15 protein-coding genes and 2 tRNA genes are annotated in these 16,493 nt (G+C 62.1%); 12 read left to right on the top strand and 5 right to left on the bottom strand.

All coding sequences use genetic code 11. The annotated features are described in order from the left end of the window. Nucleotides 1–10: 10 nt before the first annotated feature. Complete coding sequence (phnD, locus tag ABM428_RS07515; protein ID WP_005852758.1) at nucleotides 11–991, bottom strand: phosphate/phosphite/phosphonate ABC transporter substrate-binding protein; 981 nt, start codon at nucleotides 989–991, stop codon at nucleotides 11–13. Between the two features lie 166 nt (nucleotides 992–1,157). Here phnD and ABM428_RS07510 point away from each other — a divergent pair, with 166 nt between their 5' ends. From ABM428_RS07510 to ABM428_RS07500, 3 genes are all read left to right on the top strand, one after another. Continuing rightward, a complete protein-coding gene (locus ABM428_RS07510) occupies nucleotides 1,158–1,952 on the top strand; it encodes a DeoR/GlpR family DNA-binding transcription regulator (RefSeq protein ID WP_353627786.1) in 795 nt (264 codons plus the stop codon). A gap of 218 nt (nucleotides 1,953–2,170) precedes the next feature. After that, complete coding sequence (locus ABM428_RS07505; RefSeq protein ID WP_165934315.1) at nucleotides 2,171–4,180, top strand: ATP-binding protein; 2,010 nt, start codon at nucleotides 2,171–2,173, stop codon at nucleotides 4,178–4,180. A 129-nt stretch (nucleotides 4,181–4,309) separates the two neighbouring features. Next, on the top strand, nucleotides 4,310–4,876 hold the full coding sequence (locus ABM428_RS07500; RefSeq protein WP_353627785.1) for a hypothetical protein: 567 nt from the start codon (nucleotides 4,310–4,312) through the stop codon (nucleotides 4,874–4,876). Nucleotides 4,877–4,953: 77 nt separating this feature from the next. Here ABM428_RS07500 and ABM428_RS07495 read toward each other — a convergent pair. Beyond that, nucleotides 4,954–5,029 (bottom strand) — tRNA-Thr (locus ABM428_RS07495). A gap of 127 nt (nucleotides 5,030–5,156) precedes the next feature. Here ABM428_RS07495 and ABM428_RS07490 point away from each other — a divergent pair. Then, nucleotides 5,157–6,032, top strand: coding sequence for a hypothetical protein (locus ABM428_RS07490; RefSeq protein ID WP_037962817.1), 876 nt, complete (start codon nucleotides 5,157–5,159; stop codon nucleotides 6,030–6,032). Between the two features lie 21 nt (nucleotides 6,033–6,053). Here the strand turns inward: ABM428_RS07490 and ABM428_RS07485 are convergent, their stop codons facing one another. The 3 genes from ABM428_RS07485 to ABM428_RS07475 form a co-directional block, all read right to left on the bottom strand. Beyond that, on the bottom strand, nucleotides 6,054–7,169 hold the full coding sequence (locus tag ABM428_RS07485) for a glycine cleavage system protein T (RefSeq protein ID WP_132996797.1): 1,116 nt from the start codon (nucleotides 7,167–7,169) through the stop codon (nucleotides 6,054–6,056). Between the two features lie 237 nt (nucleotides 7,170–7,406). Continuing rightward, entirely contained in the window at nucleotides 7,407–8,750 is a 1,344-nt protein-coding gene (locus ABM428_RS07480) for an esterase-like activity of phytase family protein (protein WP_288960896.1), read from the bottom strand. 121 nt (nucleotides 8,751–8,871) lie between these two features. Then, nucleotides 8,872–8,961: transfer RNA gene (locus tag ABM428_RS07475), tRNA-Ser, on the bottom strand. A 344-nt stretch (nucleotides 8,962–9,305) separates the two neighbouring features. On the opposite strand from ABM428_RS07475, the gene ABM428_RS07470 reads away from it, so the two are divergent. The 8 genes from ABM428_RS07470 to ABM428_RS07435 all read left to right on the top strand — a co-directional run bounded on the left by ABM428_RS07470 (nucleotide 9,306) and on the right by ABM428_RS07435 (nucleotide 16,399). Next, nucleotides 9,306–10,109: an SPOR domain-containing protein gene (locus tag ABM428_RS07470; protein ID WP_081781243.1), complete on the top strand. Its 804-nt coding sequence runs from the start codon at nucleotides 9,306–9,308 to the stop codon at nucleotides 10,107–10,109. Between the two features lie 22 nt (nucleotides 10,110–10,131). Continuing rightward, the gene (locus tag ABM428_RS07465; protein WP_074635146.1) at nucleotides 10,132–11,301 is read left to right on the top strand and encodes a D-alanyl-D-alanine carboxypeptidase family protein; all 1,170 of its coding nucleotides are present in this window, start codon (nucleotides 10,132–10,134) and stop codon (nucleotides 11,299–11,301) included. Further along, nucleotides 11,298–11,936 carry a dTMP kinase gene (gene tmk, locus ABM428_RS07460; RefSeq protein ID WP_005852690.1) on the top strand — a complete coding sequence of 213 codons (639 nt, stop codon included), beginning with the start codon at nucleotides 11,298–11,300 and terminating at the stop codon, nucleotides 11,934–11,936. Before ABM428_RS07465 ends, tmk begins: the two co-directional genes overlap by 4 nt. A gap of 39 nt (nucleotides 11,937–11,975) precedes the next feature. Further along, the gene (locus tag ABM428_RS07455; protein ID WP_353627784.1) at nucleotides 11,976–13,091 is read left to right on the top strand and encodes a DNA polymerase III subunit delta'; all 1,116 of its coding nucleotides are present in this window, start codon (nucleotides 11,976–11,978) and stop codon (nucleotides 13,089–13,091) included. A 32-nt stretch (nucleotides 13,092–13,123) separates the two neighbouring features. Continuing rightward, entirely contained in the window at nucleotides 13,124–13,942 is an 819-nt protein-coding gene (locus tag ABM428_RS07450) for a TatD family hydrolase (protein ID WP_009826687.1), read from the top strand. Then, a complete protein-coding gene (locus tag ABM428_RS07445; RefSeq protein WP_132996799.1) occupies nucleotides 13,942–14,739 on the top strand; it encodes an MBL fold metallo-hydrolase in 798 nt (265 codons plus the stop codon). Before ABM428_RS07450 ends, ABM428_RS07445 begins: the two co-directional genes overlap by 1 nt. A gap of 110 nt (nucleotides 14,740–14,849) precedes the next feature. Then, nucleotides 14,850–15,779, top strand: coding sequence for an AEC family transporter (locus tag ABM428_RS07440; RefSeq protein ID WP_132996800.1), 930 nt, complete (start codon nucleotides 14,850–14,852; stop codon nucleotides 15,777–15,779). Then, nucleotides 15,776–16,399 carry a glutathione S-transferase gene (locus ABM428_RS07435; RefSeq protein WP_353627783.1) on the top strand — a complete coding sequence of 208 codons (624 nt, stop codon included), beginning with the start codon at nucleotides 15,776–15,778 and terminating at the stop codon, nucleotides 16,397–16,399. Before ABM428_RS07440 ends, ABM428_RS07435 begins: the two co-directional genes overlap by 4 nt. The last annotated feature ends 94 nt before the right edge of the window (nucleotides 16,400–16,493 follow it).

The raw sequence follows: 16,493 nt of genomic DNA, 5'->3' as shown, positions 1-16,493 counted from the left end.
GACGGGAAAATCATTCAGCAGCAAGGCCTTGTGGCGTGTACTCAACACCGTTGGCAGACTGGATCTGGCGAATGACGGCCCATTGGTCTTTATAGGTGATCGGGACGAATTTGCTCACGCCCGAAAACTCTTCGCCCAATGCGGTGCCGGTGAAATCGTAGCTAAAGAAGGCTTCCTTGATCTTGTCCTTCAGCTCGGGCGTCAAGTCGTGGGCCACGCCGTAGGATGTCGTGGGGAACGGATCGCTTTCCCAGACAATACGCACCTCGGCAGGGTCATAAAGCCCGCGTTCCGCCATACGGTCCACCACTTCGGACGCTACCGGTGCCGCATCATAGTCACCCGCGACCACACCCAGCATGGATTGGTCGTGGCTGCCCGAGTATGTCACTTCGTAGTCCTGATCCGGCACGACGCCCAGATCAGGGAACAGCGCGCGCGGTGCCTGATTGCCGGAGTTCGACGTGGGCGATGTATGCGCGACGCGTTTGCCAGCAAGGTCGGCCATCTCTTTGATATCGCTGTCGGCTTGGGTGTAGACCTGCAGCTTGTAGCCAAACTGCCCGTCTTCGGAGCCCATGATCGCGAAGGGTTCAACGCCCGCAAGGTTCACAGCAAAGGGTGTGGGTCCGGTCGAGAAGCCCGCGATATGCAGACGGCCCGAGCGCATCGCCTCTACCTCGGCAGAGTTGGATTGCACAGCAAAGAACTGCACCTTCTTGCCCGTCACCTCGGACAGGTGGTCAATGAAGGGCGTCCAGATGTCTTCGTAGATCGCGGGATCTTCGACCGGTGTATAGGCAAAGACCAGCGTCGACGGGTCTTTGAGCATGCTTTCGTCCGTGGGCGCATCGGCCACCAGATCGCCGTTGGCGTCACAGAACATCGCGTCCAGCGCGCCGCGCTCGGCGCATTCTTCGGCCAATGCGGTGGTGCCGGTCATGGCAAAAGCGGCCATCAGGCCCGCCGTGATAAAGCTGCGTTTGATCATCTTGTTTCTCCTCCCCGAGAATACCCGCACAGAGTGTACTGCACGATTAATTACGCGATACGAGCATTGAAGCTTTCGATTCGCAACATTTTCCGCCTAGTAATTTGGCAAGTGCCAAATATTGACGGTCGGTTGCATCGCCTCGACCGCCGAAGGGAACCGCAGAATGGATACCGGAACGGAACGCCGAAACCTGCGCAAAGCAGAGCGCCACGCGCAAATATTGCTGGAACTGCGCCTTGCCCCGCATGTGCGTGTATCGGACCTTGCGGCCAGCTTTGATGTGACCACCGAAACCGTCCGCCGCGATATTGCCGAGCTCAGCGCGCAGGGGCTTTTGCAAAAATCCTACGGCGGGGCCTCCCCCCGCGCGCCGGGGGCGCAAAGCGTGCTGGATGAACGTCAACGCGAACATGTGGATGAACGTCGCCAGATGGCGCAGCTTGCCGCAAAACGCGTGACAGACGGGCAAACCCTGATGATCGACGCAGGCGCCACGATGATGGAATTCGCGCGGGCGCTGACCCTTTCCGGCGTGACGGCGACGGTATTAACCAACAGCCTGCAGGTCGCGATGATTTTGGGGGCCTCGGACAGGGTGCGGGTGATCATGACCCCCGGCGACTATATGAATGCAGAGGCCGCGCTGACCGGCACTGCCACCTGCGACTTTCTGCGCGGTTTCAATGTCGACGCGTGTTTTCTTGGGGCCTCCGCGCTGGATGAAACCGGCGTGAGCGAGGCCATCGCGGGCTTTGCCGAGGTGAAACGCGCCATGCTGGACCAAAGCCGCGCCGCGCATTTCCTGATCGACGCCAGCAAGTTCGGCAAACGTCACCTGACGCAGGTAACCCCGCTTGAGCATCTGGGCCATCTGATCACCGATGCAGCACCCAAGGACGGGCTTGCCCTAGCGCTTCGACAGCATCGCATCCCCATGATCACCCCCGAAAACGCCTGACAGTAACCGGCATGACCGCTTTGCGCAAAAGTCTACAAAATGCCTCGATTGCGCCCGTATTTTGTCCGTTCGATAAACAATGATGCAATCAATAAAGGGGACAAAGGCAGGCAAACCAGCAACGACAGAACGTCGTGCGGCGGCCTACCTGGACGGAAGAGGGTGGCACTTTGCTCAACAAGTTCACGGGGTATTTAGCCTCTAAGGTATTCGTCGTTTTGACGATTGTCCTGCTCGCAAGTATCGGCGGGATTGCCTATTCTATTGTGAAGCTCGACCGCGACAATCACCTCGCCGCGCTGCGCCTTGAGGTGGAACAGGCCCTGCATTCGGTGGCCGACCAGATCCAGCTGCGTTTCTTCGAAGCCGTGCTGGTGGCCAAGAACATCGAGAATACGCTTGCCGTGGCGGGTGAGATCAACGAGCGTCAGATCGCGCGTACCGTGAGCGACCTGCAGCGACACAACCCTGACGTGATTGCCGTCGCTTTGGCCCCTAACCTGTCGATTACACACAGTTTCCCGCAAACCGATAACCGCGAGACGATCGGTGTCAAATACTGGCAACTGCCCGCCCAGATGGCGAGCGTTGCCCAAGCTTACCGCACCCGCGCGCCCGTGGTGGACGATCGTGTGAACCTTGTGCAGGGCGGGACCGGCTATATTATGCACTACCCTGTGTTCCTGCCGAACGCCGAGCTGAACACCGATCAATTCTGGGGCGTCATCTCTGTCGTGATGGACCAGGAAGGTCTGCTGCAAGCCCCGCAGCATGATTTCTCGGACCCCGCGCAATATAGTTTCGAGCTGCACCCGCTTAAGGCCTCCGGACTGGTAGAGGCCCTGCCCGACCACCGGTTGAGCGCGCTGAAAGACAAGCCCGTCGTGACCACGTTCAACGTTCTGGGCACCACATGGGAAGCCGCCGTGCGCCCCGCCGCGGGATGGCCGGCCTATTCACCACAAAGCCGGAACCTGGTAGGTTTCGCCCTCATTTCCGCCATATTCCTGCTGGGCGTGCTGTTGGCGTTCCGCCGGTTGGCGCTGAACCAGACCAACGCGCACGCCCTGCTGGCCGAGGCCATCGACGCGATCGACGAAGGCTTTATCGCGTTTGACGACAAGGAACGGGTGATGGTGGTGAACCAGAAGTACCGTGACTATCATCCCCAGATCGCCGATCTGATCGTCCCCGGAGCCACCATGGGAGAGCTTGTGGTCAACTGGGCCAACCGGACCGAAAGCCTCAGCGGATCGAAAAGCAAACAGGCCTGGGTACGCGAAAGGCTGCAACGTTTCCGCAATCCGGGTCAGGCGTTCTTGCAAGACATCGGCAACGACAATTGGCTCAAGGTGACAGAGGCAAAGACCCCCCACGGCTATACCGTCGGCATCTGGACGGATGTGACCGCCGAGAAGCGCGCACAAGAAGCCGCTGAAGCCGCCGACCGCGAGAAGACCGAGTTCCTGAACAACGTTTCGCACGAGCTGCGCACGCCGCTGACCGTGATCTTTGGCCGTGCGTCGTTCATGCGGCACAGTGATAAGATGCCTCAGGCGCAGCGTTTGATGTCGGCGCTGACCGCCGATGGCAGCGGCTGTCCGAAATCGGCTGCCGCCGCGATAGAGTATCAGAAGTTCATCACCGATCAGGGTGCCGGAATCGCGGAATCATCGCAGCATATGATCCGCCTTGTCGAAGATCTGCTGGACTGGACCAAAGTGTCCCGCGGCCAGCTAGAGCTGGACATGGCCCCCACCCAGTTGGACGAGATCGCCCGCACCGTCACCCAAGAACTGCAACCCGCCGCAGAGGCAAAAGGGCTGACCCTCACCTATGCCGGCGACGGCCCTGCTGCCACCGTAGCGGATAAGGTGCGCGTCAAACAAATTCTGTACAATCTGATTACAAATGCGATCAAATTCACCAGCGAAGGGAAAATCCATCTGTCGATGCTACATTCCGCCGACGAGATCGTGTTCAGCGTCACTGACACCGGCAACGGCATCGCAGAGGAGGACGCGAGCCGCGTGTTCCAGCGTTTCCAACAGGTTGACGGGTCCATGACACGGCAAAACGGCGGTTTGGGGCTGGGGCTGGCCATCTCCGAGCAGCTGGCAGAGCTGCACGGCGGATCGCTGTCACTGGAAAGCAAACTGGGCGTCGGTAGCACCTTCAGTCTGACGCTGCCCTGCACCGGCGCGACCGATATCCAGAAGACGGCTTGAAGCGCAGAGGGGCGCGGTACTTTAAATTCTAACGATAAATATTTGGGCAAGCGCCGGTTTCGCGCATATGATGACCTAACGTAACGATGATCCTGTTTATGACCTGAAATTTTTCCAAGGGCATTTTCATTGGACCTCAAGACAAACAGCTATGTCGTGGACAACAAGGATCGGATCATCTCTGTCGGGTCCGAATGGGACGCCTTCGCGATAGAGAATGACGCGCCGGGGGCGACCTCCACCCATGTGCTGGGGCGGGAGATTTGGGATTTCGTCGAAGGGGCCAACACCCGTACCTATCTGTTCGGCGTGTTTCAGGCCTGCCGGATCGAACAGCAACTGTTCAGTATCCTTTACCGCTGTGACGGGCCGGATGTGCGGCGGTTGTACCGGCTGACGATCTGGCCCTCCCCCGACGATAGCCTGACCATCGGCAGTATGCTTGTCCATGCGATCACCAGCTCCCCTCACCCTACGGTCAGCGCCTTCGAGGAATACTACGATACCACGCGATGTTCGGTCTGCTGCGCATTCCAGATCGGCGACAAATGGATCGATCTGCGCACCCCGCCAGATGCGGATAACTTCGCCAAAAGCTATTCCATCTGCCCCACCTGCAAAGACGCCGCCCAGGTGGAGTTTGCGCGGATGAAACGAAAATCAAACATCATCCCCCTACCGCTGGCCAAGCAGTGAAGCACAACAAATATGGGGGCCGCATCGCGAATGCGGCGAAGCATAAAGTTGTCAATGTATTGAAATCAGGGAAAAAGTGGTGCCCCCACACGGACTCGAACCGCGGACCTACTGATTACAAATCAGTTGCTCTACCAGCTGAGCTATAGGGGCACTGAGGGAGCGTTTAAGAGATTGCTGCGGGCCGTGCAAGAGGGGAAATGTCAATTTTTTGCAGTTTTACACAAGTCGCAGGAAAGGCTATTGGAAAGCCGGTATCAGTAAGGGTGAGAAGACGTTCATGCAGTTGATTTTGCACACAGGTGCCCATTACACCGAAGAAGACAGGTTGCTGAAAAGCCTCCAGTCGAACCACGATCTTTTGGCGCAGGCGGGCACCCATGTGCCGAGCCCCGCAACCTATCGTGGTCTGTTTCGCGATACGTTGAATGCGATGTATAAAACATCCGCCTCGGACGGGGCGCGGGATGTCTTGCTGGACGCGGTCATGGGAGATTCTGACGCGGATCGGGTGATCTTTTCCGACGCGAACTTCTTTCGCACCCCTGCGACGGCGGTTGTTGAAGGGATGCTTTATCCCGCAGCACCTGTGCGGATGATGCGCATGGCGCAGCTTTTCCCCGAGGATGAGCTGCAGATTTTCATGGGCATCCGCAATCCCGCGACCCTGCTGCCGGTGCTCTATGATGTGTCGGCCGATAAATCTCCGCCGCAGTTCTGGGGCGACAAGGATCCGCTGGATGTGCGCTGGTCCGACACGCTGGCGCTGCTGCGTGATTCTGCGCCAGAGATTCCCGTGACCGTATGGTGCAACGAAGACGCCCCCCTGATCTGGGGGCAGATCATGCGCGAGATGGCGGGCCTGCCCACGATGGCGCCGTTGGACGGGGAATTCGACCTGCTGGAAACGATCATGCGCCCCGAAGGCATGAAACGGTTCAAATCCTATCTCGCCTCCCACCCCGAGATGACAACGGCAGAGCACCCGCGTGTGATCGCGGCGTTTCTGGACAAATACGTGATCGACGACGCGCTCGAGGAAGAGCTGGACATGCCCAGCTGGACCGAAGAACTGGTCGAAGAGATGACCGAGGTTTACGACGAAGACGTTGCGCGCATTCAGGAAATTCCCGGCGTGCGGGTGATCCTGCCATAACGGCGGGACCACCGTCTAAGGTCAGCTGTCAAATGGCAGGCTGCGCAGGGTTACGTTGCGGGCCTCGTCCCCAATGACCACGTGGAGCGACGCTTGCGTTGCATCCGATGCGATCATTCCGACGCCGATATTGGCCTTGAAACGTTTGGAATAGACGTAGTCGCTAAGCACGCCGCGCGGCTGGCCTTTATCGTCCAGCACGGGAATCGAATGTGCCGCCCCCGTCAGTGGCGCGCCCGCGATGACAAAGCCTGACCTTTCCCGTTGTGCGCCTTCATCGGCAATACGGCGCAGCGCCTCTTTGCCGATAAAATCCTCGGGGGTCTCGAGATCGACCAGCTTGCCCAGGCCGATGTCATACGGGGTGCAAGGGTTGGTCTGAAGACGACCATCCGCACCATAGGACACCAGCCCGCTTTCGATCCGTTCAACGTCATTGGGCGCACCGGGGCGAATACCAAAGGGCGCGCCTGCGGCCTTTACCATTGCCCATAGCTCCCCCCCGCGGCTGCTGTCCTGGAGATACATCTCGAAGCCGCCCTGTTTCGACCAGCCCGACCGCGCCAGCACCAGCGGGATATCCCCCAGCTGCGTTTGCTTGAAGCCGAAATACCTCAGATCGCGCACCCAGTCGCCGAACAACGCGGTGATCACCGCCTCGGCCTTGGGGCCCTGAACCGCCAGCGGGGAGACGTCTGGCTCAGCCACGGTCACGTCCCACCCGCGCTCTGCCGCGATGGCGCTGGCCCATAGGGCGATGTCACTGTCCGCAATCGACAGCCAATATCGATCCTGCGCCAGCATGAGCAGCACGGGGTCGTTGATAAGCCGCCCCTGATGGTCGCACATGGGCACATAGCGCCCCTGCCCGATCCGGGTATTCGACATATCGCGCGTGGTCAGATACTGGATCAGCCGCGCCGCATCCGGCCCCGACAGTTCGACCTGCCGTTGCGCCGCGACATCCCACATGGCCACACCGTTCATCAGCGCGTCATATTCCCCCTCGGGGTCGCCGAAATGCGCTGGTATGAACATGTGATTATAGACCGAGAAACAAGCCACACCCTCTGCGACAGTCGCATCGAAATAGGCGGATTTGCGATTATTCGGGCCAATGCCGATCTGAAACGTCATGGGGGAGATCCTTTTGCCAAGGCCCACCGTACCATCCCTGTGCCCTGTCCCAAGCCGCGGGGGTCAGGGCCCATTGATGCCAGCAGGCGGGCGCTCGCTTTTTCTGACACGGCAAAGCCCCGCACATCAACCGGCATCCTCCCGAAGGTTGGGGGCGCGCGGGCAATGGCGGGGCCTGGGGTGTGTCTAGGGTGTGAAACGCCCCCTCGGCATCCTCTGCGACAGGGGCGCGTCGGGTTACTGCGCGGCCAGTAGTTCGGGCACGCTCAGCAGCACCACTTCGTTATCCGCAGCGGCATCCAGCTTGCGCCCGGATGAGAACGGCAGGTTGTTGTCCACGGCGACCATGATATGCGTCTCGTCCACCCGCATCACGTCCTCGATGGTGAAGAACGGCAGGCTGAAGCGCCCTGCCTCGCCGCCATCGGTTTCGATGCGGGCCTTACCCTCGGGGTCGGCGATGTTCATCAGGTCGATCTGACCAATGCGGCGCACATAGCCCTCGGCATCCACATCGGCGGTATCGATCAGAACCACATGCTTGACCATCGCGGGGTTCGGGAAACAATCCGCCTGCGGGTCACCGGCGCACTTCAACGAAGGCTCGCCCTCGCCATTGTCACGCTCGATCACCAGCGCGCGGGTCTCGTCGATGAAGTTGAAGTCACCGATCGCCGTGGCCCCTTCGGCCAGCTTGAACTTAAAGCCCTCGCCCGTCCAGTCGCGTGCCTCGGGGTCAAAGGCCATGACGCGCAGGAAATCACCTTCGTTCTCGCCGCTCGCAGCCAGCAGAGGTTTCTCGAGCATGGCCCACAGCAAACCCGTTTCAGGCTGCAGCGCCATGCCCTCGTACCCGCCCGAGCGTGGCACGGTCCAATCCGTCCCCTTCACCGATGTGGCCGAGATACCGGGCGTGTCCGGCCCTTTCAGTTGCACACCATCCACCATCGTCGGATAGACGCCCTTGATCCGCCCGTCCAATGTGGCCTCGATCAGATAGGGGCCGAACTCCTCGCCGATCCAGATGCTGTCGCCGACGCGCTGGATGCTCTCCAGATCGAAATCCGCGCCGGTCAGATAGCGGCTGTCTGTCCCGCCATAGGAAATGCGGAAGGGCACTTTGAAATCGGGATCATGCAGAAAAACCGTTTCCTTGATCTCGACCTCGCCTGTGTCGAAATCAGCGTCCATACGGCTGAAGAACAACAGCGTATCGGGGCTGTTCGCCTTAGAGCCAAAGCCGTTGTCCGTCAGTACATAGACCGACCCATCCTCGGCACGGTTCATCGCGAAACCGGAAAACCCCTGCAACGGCTGGCCAATGAAGGGCAGATTCAGCCCCGTCAGCCGTTTACCATGCAGCCCGCCCGTATCGCCCGGCACCGACATCGGCACGCCATTGCGCGCGCCACCAGTGAATTTACCACTGATCCACGCATCCTTCGGCGCATCCGCAGGCGGCGCGACAAGGCTCAGCGCAGGCAGGTAGGCATGGCCCGCAAGCGTGGCATCAAACGTCTCTTGCGCGACAGCAGGGACGGCCAGAAGGGACAGGGCAAGGGGAAGAATAGGGTGTTTCATAAGGGCTCTCCGTTAAAGACGGCCCCTGATGCGCGATTCTGGTAACAGCCGCGTAACGCAAAGGTGACGGTTCCACGACAGGCGCGGAATTGGGGAGAGGCTTATTGGAGAGGTGGGATAATGGCGGAGGAGGTGGGATTCGAACCCACGGTACGCTCTCACGCACGCTGGTTTTCAAGACCAGTGCATTCGACCACTCTGCCACTCCTCCGCAGCAAGCACCGCATAGAGGGGTGTCAGCGATTCTGCAAACCTGGAAATGACGCGCACCGTGGCACCGTTACGCAATGCACCGGCAGCCCGTATTGGGCGGGTTCCGGCCGGGTGGGGAAATTTGCCGATGCCGTCCTGTCAGCCTTTCCAAAACCCCTGTACCCGCGTTAGTGTAGCGCAAAGACCCCGGCAATGGGGCATCAAACATGCCGTATTGACGGCGCGATCAGGCGGCGGCGGACAACGCCGCGCCAGCAGGCAAGGACGACGGACATGAACAGCCTCAGGCTACACCCTTTTTCTGGCAACCGGCCGCTGCGGTGCACGGTAGGGGTTTTGCTGATGATGACGACTTTGGCGGGCTGCGATGCGGTCGGCAATCTGACCGGCGGTCAGAAAGGCTCTGCTGCGGTGGCGTCCAGCTCGACCAAGCTGGTGGAGCGTGACGTCGAAGCGCCCGAGGTTTTCTCGGTCAGTGATCAGGGGCTTTGGGACGGACGCCCCAGCCTTGGCGGTGTCTGGGTCGCGCATCCCGATGTCACAGATCCCGAACGGGTGATCATCCGCAACGAGGCCAATGGCAAATTCGTCATCGGCGCGTTGTTTCGCCGTGAACGCGATCTACCCGGACCCAAACTGCAGATGTCGTCGGATGCGGCGGCGGCCCTTGGTATTCTGGCGGGTGCCCCTGCGCCATTGAACGTCACTGCCCTGCGCCGTCAGGAGGTCGACGACACCCCTGCCCCCGACGCAGCCCCCGAAGGCACGATCGAAACACCGTCGGAAGTGACAGAAACCACGCTTGATCCGGTCGCTGTCACGGCAGGTGCCGCGATTGATGCCGCCCCCGCTGCGGCCAAACCCGCTGCCCCTACGGCCCCGAAACCCGCGGCCCCCAAACCTGCGTCTTCGCTGGCCAAACCCTTTGTCCAGATCGGCATTTTCAGTGTAGAGGCAAATGCCGAACGCGCGGCCAACCAGATGCGCAGCGCGGGCATGTTGCCCACCGTCAAACGGAGCGAGATCAACGACAAGCCGTTCTGGCGCGTGGTCGTCGGCCCTGCGGCAACGAAATCCGAACTGACCAATTTGCTGAAATCCATCAAGACCGAAGGGTTCTCTGACGCCTACGCCGTGTCGAACTGACCCACCGCCAAAGGAAACTGCCATGATCCGTATTTTTGCAGCCACGATTGCGACCCTTCTGTTGGCCCTGCCCGCGCAGGCGTTCGAGACACAGGCCCGCGCGGCATATGTGGTCGACCAGACCACCGGCACCGTGCTGCTGACCAAGAACGCGGATGAACCCCTGCCGCCGGCCTCCATGTCGAAACTGATGACGCTGTATATGGCGTTCGAAGCGATCGAGCGGGGCAAAAGCAACGGCGGGCTGGACCTGACAGAGGAACTGCCCGTGTCGCAGCACGCCATGTCCTATGGCGGGTCGACCATGTTTCTGGACACCACCGACCGCGTAAAGGTCGAAGACCTGCTGCGCGGCATCATCGTGCTGTCTGGCAATGACGCCTGCGCCGTGATCGCCGAAGCGCTGAGCCCCGATGGGTCAGAGGCCGGTTTTGCCCGCCTGATGACCCAGCGGGCGCAGCAGATGGGCATGACCAACTCGACCTTCGCGAACTCCAACGGTTGGCCTGCCGCCGGTCACCGCATGTCGCTGCGCGATCTGGGGCTGCTGGCCACCCGCCTGATCGAGGATTACCCGCAGTACTACCCGATGTTCTCGCAGCGCGAATTCCTGTTTGACGGGCGCGCACCGCAAAACAAAACCAACCGCAACCCGCTGCTGGGGCTCGGCATCGGCGCGGACGGGCTGAAAACCGGCCACACCGAAGAAGCGGGCTACGGGCTTGTCGGCTCTGCCAAACAGGGCGACCGCCGCGTTGTGTTTGTTCTGTCCGGTCTCGAAAGCGCCGCGGCCCGCGCGCAGGAATCGGAATCGATTGTGAACTGGGCCTTTCGCCAATTCTCGCAACGGTCCATGGGCAAAGCCGGCACCATGATTGCGCAAGCCCCCGTGGCGCTTGGCGCGCAGGGTGCCGTTGGCCTTGAACTGGAAAGCGATCTGTCGGTGCTGGTGCCTGTGTCCGGCGGCAGCGATGTCTCGGCCGAGGTGGTTTATACCGGCCCGCTGCGCGCGCCCATCACCAAGGGCCAGAACATCGGCGAGTTGGTGCTGACCCGCGGTGACTTGCCAGAGGTACGTGCCCCGCTGGTTGCCCGCGACAGCGTTGCCGCAGGGGGGTTCATGGTCAAACTTGAAGCCGCCGCCCGCCATCTGCTGACCCGGTTGAACGAAGGGCCAGAGGCCGCTTCGTGAGCACCGCGGCCAAGGGCCTGTTCATCAGCTTCGAAGGTATCGACGGCTCGGGCAAATCGACCCAGACCAAACTACTGAAAGACCGGCTTGAGGCCGACGGGCATCAGGTCGTGCTGACACGCGAACCCGGCGGCTCCGCCGGGGCCGAGGAAATTCGCGCATTGGTCTTGCAGGGCGATCCCGACCGCTGGTCCGCCCGAACCGAGATCCTGCTGTTCACCGCCGCCCGTCGGGATCACCTTGAACGCACGATCCTGCCCGCGCTCGAGGCGGGCAAGATCGTGATCTGCGACCGCTTTGCCGATTCCACCCGCATGTATCAGGGGCTCAGCCGGGGTGACCTGCGCGGTGCCGTGGACCAGCTGCACAGCCTGATGATCGGCGTCGAACCCGATGTCACCGTGCTGATTGATATGGACCCCGGCGAAGGGCTCAGCCGCGCGCTGTCGCGCAACACGGTCGAGGAACGGTTCGAGGATTTCGGCGAAAGCCTGCAGGTCGCCATGCGCGCCGGTTTCCTGTCGCTTGCCGCTGAATTCCCCGACCGTTTCGTCACCATCAACGGCGCACAATCCATCGATGCGGTTGCGGCGGATGTGTTTGCGCAGGTGCGCCCGCGTCTTGATGCGCGCTGACCCCTTTTCCTGCCGCCGCAATCTGCTAGACCACGTGACATGAGTGATGACGCCCCCCAGCCCGACCGTATCGACGGCGCGCGCCACCCGCGCGACACGCCGCAGCTTTTCGGCCTGTCGGCGGCAGAGGCCGCGTTCCTCGATGCTTTCAACTCGGGCAAGCTGCACCACGGCTGGCTGCTGACCGGACCGCGTGGGGTGGGCAAGGCCACCTTGGCGTGGCGTATTGCGCGGTTCTTGCTGGCCACCCCCGATGCGGAGGACGGCGGCATGTTCGACACCCCCGCCCCCACCAGCCTTGATATCGATCCTGACCACCCCGTCGCCCGCCGTATCGCGGCCGGGGGCGAAGGCGCGCTGAAGGCGATCACGCGCTCTGTTGACGAGAAAACCAAACGGCTGCGCAAGCAGATCGTTGTGGATGACATCCGCAAGTTGAACGGGTTCTTCCAGATGTCCGCTGCCGATGGCGGGCGCCGTGTCGTGATCGTCGATGACGCCGACCTGATGAACCCAAATGCCGCGAACGCGCTGCTCAAGATGCTGGAAGAGCCGCCCGCCCGCGCGATCATGCTGCTGATCAGCCACCGCCCCTCTGGCCTGCTGCCCACCATCCGCTCGCGCTGCCGGACCCTGCGGCTTGGCACCCTGACGCCGGAAGATATGGCGCAGGCGCTCGGCCAGTCCGAGGTGGATATTCAGGGCGATCCCGCAGCGCTCGCGGCGCTTTCCGGCGGGTCTGTCGGCGGCGCGCTGTCCCTGTCGCTGATGGGCGGGCTCGCGATGTATGGCGAACTGGTCGCCCTGCTAGATACGATGCCGCGGCTGGACCGCGCCCGCGCGCTCAAACTGGCAGAGGCCGCCGCCGCCCGCGGAGCCGAAGAAAAACTGTCGCTGCTGTTCACGCTGGTGGATCTGCTGATGCTGCGATTGGCCCGCACCGGTGCTCTTGGCCGCCCACCCGAAACCGCCGCCGCTCCAAACGAAGCCGCAGTGCTGACCCGCCTGTCGCCCACCCCCGCCCAAGGACGGGTCTGGGCCGAGACCGCGCAAGACATCGGCACCCGCGCGCGCCACGGGATGGCGGTCAACCTTGACCCTGCCGCACTGGTCCTAGATACCCTGTTCAAGATGGGCGACGCCGCACCGCGCTAGCCCACGCAAGACGAACAGGCAGGACCCCAGGCATGACAGACAGCACCCGCGACATTCACCCGATCACCGACAGTCACTGCCACCTGGACTTTCCCGATTTCGACGGTGAACTGCCCGATGTGATCGCCCGCGCCCAAGCCGCAGGGGTGACACGCATGGTCACCATCTGCACCAAGCTCAAGAACGAACCCGCCGTGCGCGCCATTGCCGAGGCGCATGCCCCGGTTTTCTATGCCGCCGGCACCCACCCGATGAGCGTCGCGACAGAGCCGATGGCCAGCTATGACGACCTGATGGCGCTGACCAAACACCCCAAGATGGTGGGCATCGGCGAAACGGGGCTGGATTACCACTACACCGCTGACAGCGCCGAGGCGCAGCAAGCCAGCCTGCGCACCCATATCGCCGCGTCCCGTGACAGCGGCCTGCCCCTGATCATCCACGCTCGCGACGCCGATGATGATATGGCCCGTATCCTCAGAGAGGAACATGCCAACGGGGCCTACCCTTGCGTGATGCACTGCTTCTCCTCGACGCAGGCGCTTGGCCGTGCGGCGCTGGATCTGGGGTTCTACCTGTCGATGTCGGGCATCACCGCCTTCCCAAAATCCCAGGACCTGCGCGACATCTTTGCCGATGCCCCCCTGGACCGGATATTGGTCGAAACCGACAGCCCCTATCTGGCCCCGCCGCCCCATCGCGGCAAACGCAACGAACCCGCCTTTACCGCCCATACGGCGCGGCGTGGGGCCGAAACCTTCGGCATCGATTATGCCAGCTTTGCCGCGCAGACACAGGCGAATTTCGACCGGCTGTTTACCAAGGCCGCCCAATATCAGGACGCCGCCTGATGGCCGAGATGAAGATCACCATCCTGGGCTGCGGCTCGTCCGGCGGGGTGCCGCGCCTTGGCGGGCACTGGGGGGCCTGCGATCCGACCAACCCCAAGAACGCAAGACGCAGATGCTCCATCCTGGTCGAGCGGATCACGGATGCGGGCACGACATCGGTGCTGATCGACACCTCCCCCGATATGCGCAGCCAACTGCTGGATGCGGGCGTCGGACGGCTGGACGCGGTGCTTTATACCCACTCCCACGCCGATCATGTGCACGGGCTGGATGACCTGCGGATGATCGTGATCAACATGCGCCAACGTCTGCCGGTCTGGGCCGACACGCCCACGCGCGAGGCGCTGCTGGACCGTTTCGGCTACGTCTTCATCCAGCCCCCCGGATCGTCCTACCCGCCCATCCTCGAGATGAACCATATTGACGGCGACGTGGCGATCGACGGGCCCGGCGGCACGCTCTGCTTCACGCCCTTTCTGGTCAACCACGGCGGGATGGATGCGCTTGGCTTCCGCGTCAATGATGTGGCCTATCTGCCCGATGTGGCGCAGATCCCCGATGACATCTGGCCCCACCTCAAGGGCCTGCGCTGCTGGATCGTCGACGCGCTGCGCCGTGACCCGCATCCAACCCACAGCCACCTGGCCCAGACCCTGGGCTGGATCGAAGATATGGCACCGCAAACCGCTGTGCTGACCAATATGCACAACGACCTCGACTATGACACGCTGGCCGCGGAAACCCCCGACCATATCGAACCCGCCTTTGATGGCATGACCCTGAGCTTTCCGGTCTAGCCCCCGCCCGCGGGGTCCGGACTTCATTTTGCCCTATAAACTCCACGGGGGCGTGGGGGTGTGAAACCCCCACTCCGACAGCGCCACCCGCACCCAAGGCCATATCTCTCGTGCAAACGCTTCTCGAAGTCATCCTGCCCGTCTTCCTTGTCATCGGCTTTGGCTATGTCTCTGTCTGGCGAGGGTATTTTCCGGTTTCGGGCATCGACGGGGTCATGCGGTTCGCGCAAAGCTTCGCGATCCCCTGCCTGCTGTTCCAATCGATCGCGCATCTGGATCTATCGGCCTCTTTCGACCCGCGACTGCTTTTCAGCTTCTACACCGGTGCCGCGGTCTGCTTCACGCTGGGTCTGTTCGGCGCGCGCATCCTGTTCAAACGCGACTGGGAAGACTGTGTGGCCATCGGGTTCTGCAGCCTCTTTTCCAACTCGGTCCTGTTGGGGCTGCCGATCACGGAACGCGCCTATGGGCCCGAGGCGCTGATCGGGAACTTTGCGATCATCGCCATCCACTCGCCGTTCTGCTACGGGCTGGGGATCACGGTGATGGAGTTCGTGCGCAACCGGGGCCAATCCGGTCCGGCCTTTGCGCGCAATGTGGCGCGGGCGATGTTCCACAACCCGCTGGTTCTGGGCATCCTCGCGGGCTTTGCCGTGAACTTTAGCGGGCTGGCGATCCCCGGTGTGATCGACGACGCGCTGTCGCTGGTCGTGCGCGCCGCCCTGCCCGCGGCGCTCTTTGCCTTGGGCGGCGTGTTGATCCAGTACCGCCCCGAGGGCGACAGCAAGACCATCGCCATGGTCTGCCTTTTGTCACTGATCGTCCATCCCGCGATTGTCTGGTTCATGGGCAGCGGCTTTGGCCTGCCGCAGGATCTGTTCCGCTCGGGCGTGCTGACGGCAGCGATGGCACCGGGGTTCAACGCCTATATCTTCGCCAATATGTATGGCCGCGCGCGGCGGGTCGCGGCAAGCTCGGTGCTGGTGGCGACGGTGGGGTCGGTGCTGACCGCGTGGCTCTGGCTTAGCGTGCTGCCATGATGCCCGTGCTCTATTCTTTCCGGCGCTGCCCCTATGCCATGCGCGCGCGGCTGGCGCTGCGGTCGGCCCGCCAGCAGGTGCAGCTGCGCGAGGTCGTGCTGCGCGACAAGCCCGCCGCCTTTCTGGCGACCTCGCCCAGTGGGACGGTGCCCTGTCTGGCGCTGGATACCGGCGAGGTCATTGACGAAAGCCTCGACATCATGATCTGGGCCCTGCGCCGACACGATCCCGAAGGGCTGCTGCAGATGCCTGACGCGGGATGGGACTGGATCAACCGCTGCGACGGGCCGTTCAAACAGGCACTGGACCGCACGAAATACGCCACCCGCTATCCCGACGCCGATCCGGAGGCAGAGCGGGCCAAAGCCGCCGCCCATCTGACGGCGCTGGACGCGCAAATTGGCACCTATATTTTCGACACCCCCAGCCTTGCGGACATGGCGATCGCCCCCTTCGTGCGGCAGTTCGCCTTCATCGACAAACCCTGGTTCGACGCGCAGCCCTGGCCGCAGTTGCAGGCGTGGTTGGAGCGGTTCCTGACTGCGCAGGCCTTTGCCGCCGTGATGGATAAATACCCGCAATGGGCAGAGGGCGACGCGCCTACGGTCTTTCCTGCATAGGCCGAAAAACCCCTCGCCCCGCCCCCGCGTACGCTGCATCGCGGCACAAGTTACCCTACGTCACAAAGCCGCACCGCCGCCCTGACAGCCGTCA

This window comes from Sulfitobacter sp. TCYB15 (genome assembly GCF_040435955.1).
Classification (GTDB): domain Bacteria; phylum Pseudomonadota; class Alphaproteobacteria; order Rhodobacterales; family Rhodobacteraceae; genus Sulfitobacter; species Sulfitobacter pontiacus.
The sequence above is the reverse complement of the archived record's forward strand: the minus strand, read 5'-3'. Positions and strand labels throughout refer to the sequence as shown.

Excerpts from the sequence above, each read along its gene's own strand:
- phnD (WP_005852758.1), bottom strand. The coding sequence starts at position 991 with ATGATCAAACGCAGCTTTATCACGGCGGGCCTGATGGCCGCTTTTGCC.
- ABM428_RS07510 (WP_353627786.1), top strand. The coding sequence starts at position 1,158 with ATGGATACCGGAACGGAACGCCGAAACCTGCGCAAAGCAGAGCGCCAC.
- ABM428_RS07490 (WP_037962817.1), top strand. The coding sequence starts at position 5,157 with ATGCAGTTGATTTTGCACACAGGTGCCCATTACACCGAAGAAGACAGG.
- ABM428_RS07485 (WP_132996797.1), bottom strand. The coding sequence starts at position 7,169 with ATGACGTTTCAGATCGGCATTGGCCCGAATAATCGCAAATCCGCCTAT.
- ABM428_RS07480 (WP_288960896.1), bottom strand. The coding sequence starts at position 8,750 with ATGAAACACCCTATTCTTCCCCTTGCCCTGTCCCTTCTGGCCGTCCCT.
- ABM428_RS07470 (WP_081781243.1), top strand. The coding sequence starts at position 9,306 with ATGATGACGACTTTGGCGGGCTGCGATGCGGTCGGCAATCTGACCGGC.
- ABM428_RS07465 (WP_074635146.1), top strand. The coding sequence starts at position 10,132 with ATGATCCGTATTTTTGCAGCCACGATTGCGACCCTTCTGTTGGCCCTG.
- ABM428_RS07455 (WP_353627784.1), top strand. The coding sequence starts at position 11,976 with ATGAGTGATGACGCCCCCCAGCCCGACCGTATCGACGGCGCGCGCCAC.
- ABM428_RS07450 (WP_009826687.1), top strand. The coding sequence starts at position 13,124 with ATGACAGACAGCACCCGCGACATTCACCCGATCACCGACAGTCACTGC.
- ABM428_RS07445 (WP_132996799.1), top strand. The coding sequence starts at position 13,942 with ATGGCCGAGATGAAGATCACCATCCTGGGCTGCGGCTCGTCCGGCGGG.
- ABM428_RS07435 (WP_353627783.1), top strand. The coding sequence starts at position 15,776 with ATGATGCCCGTGCTCTATTCTTTCCGGCGCTGCCCCTATGCCATGCGC.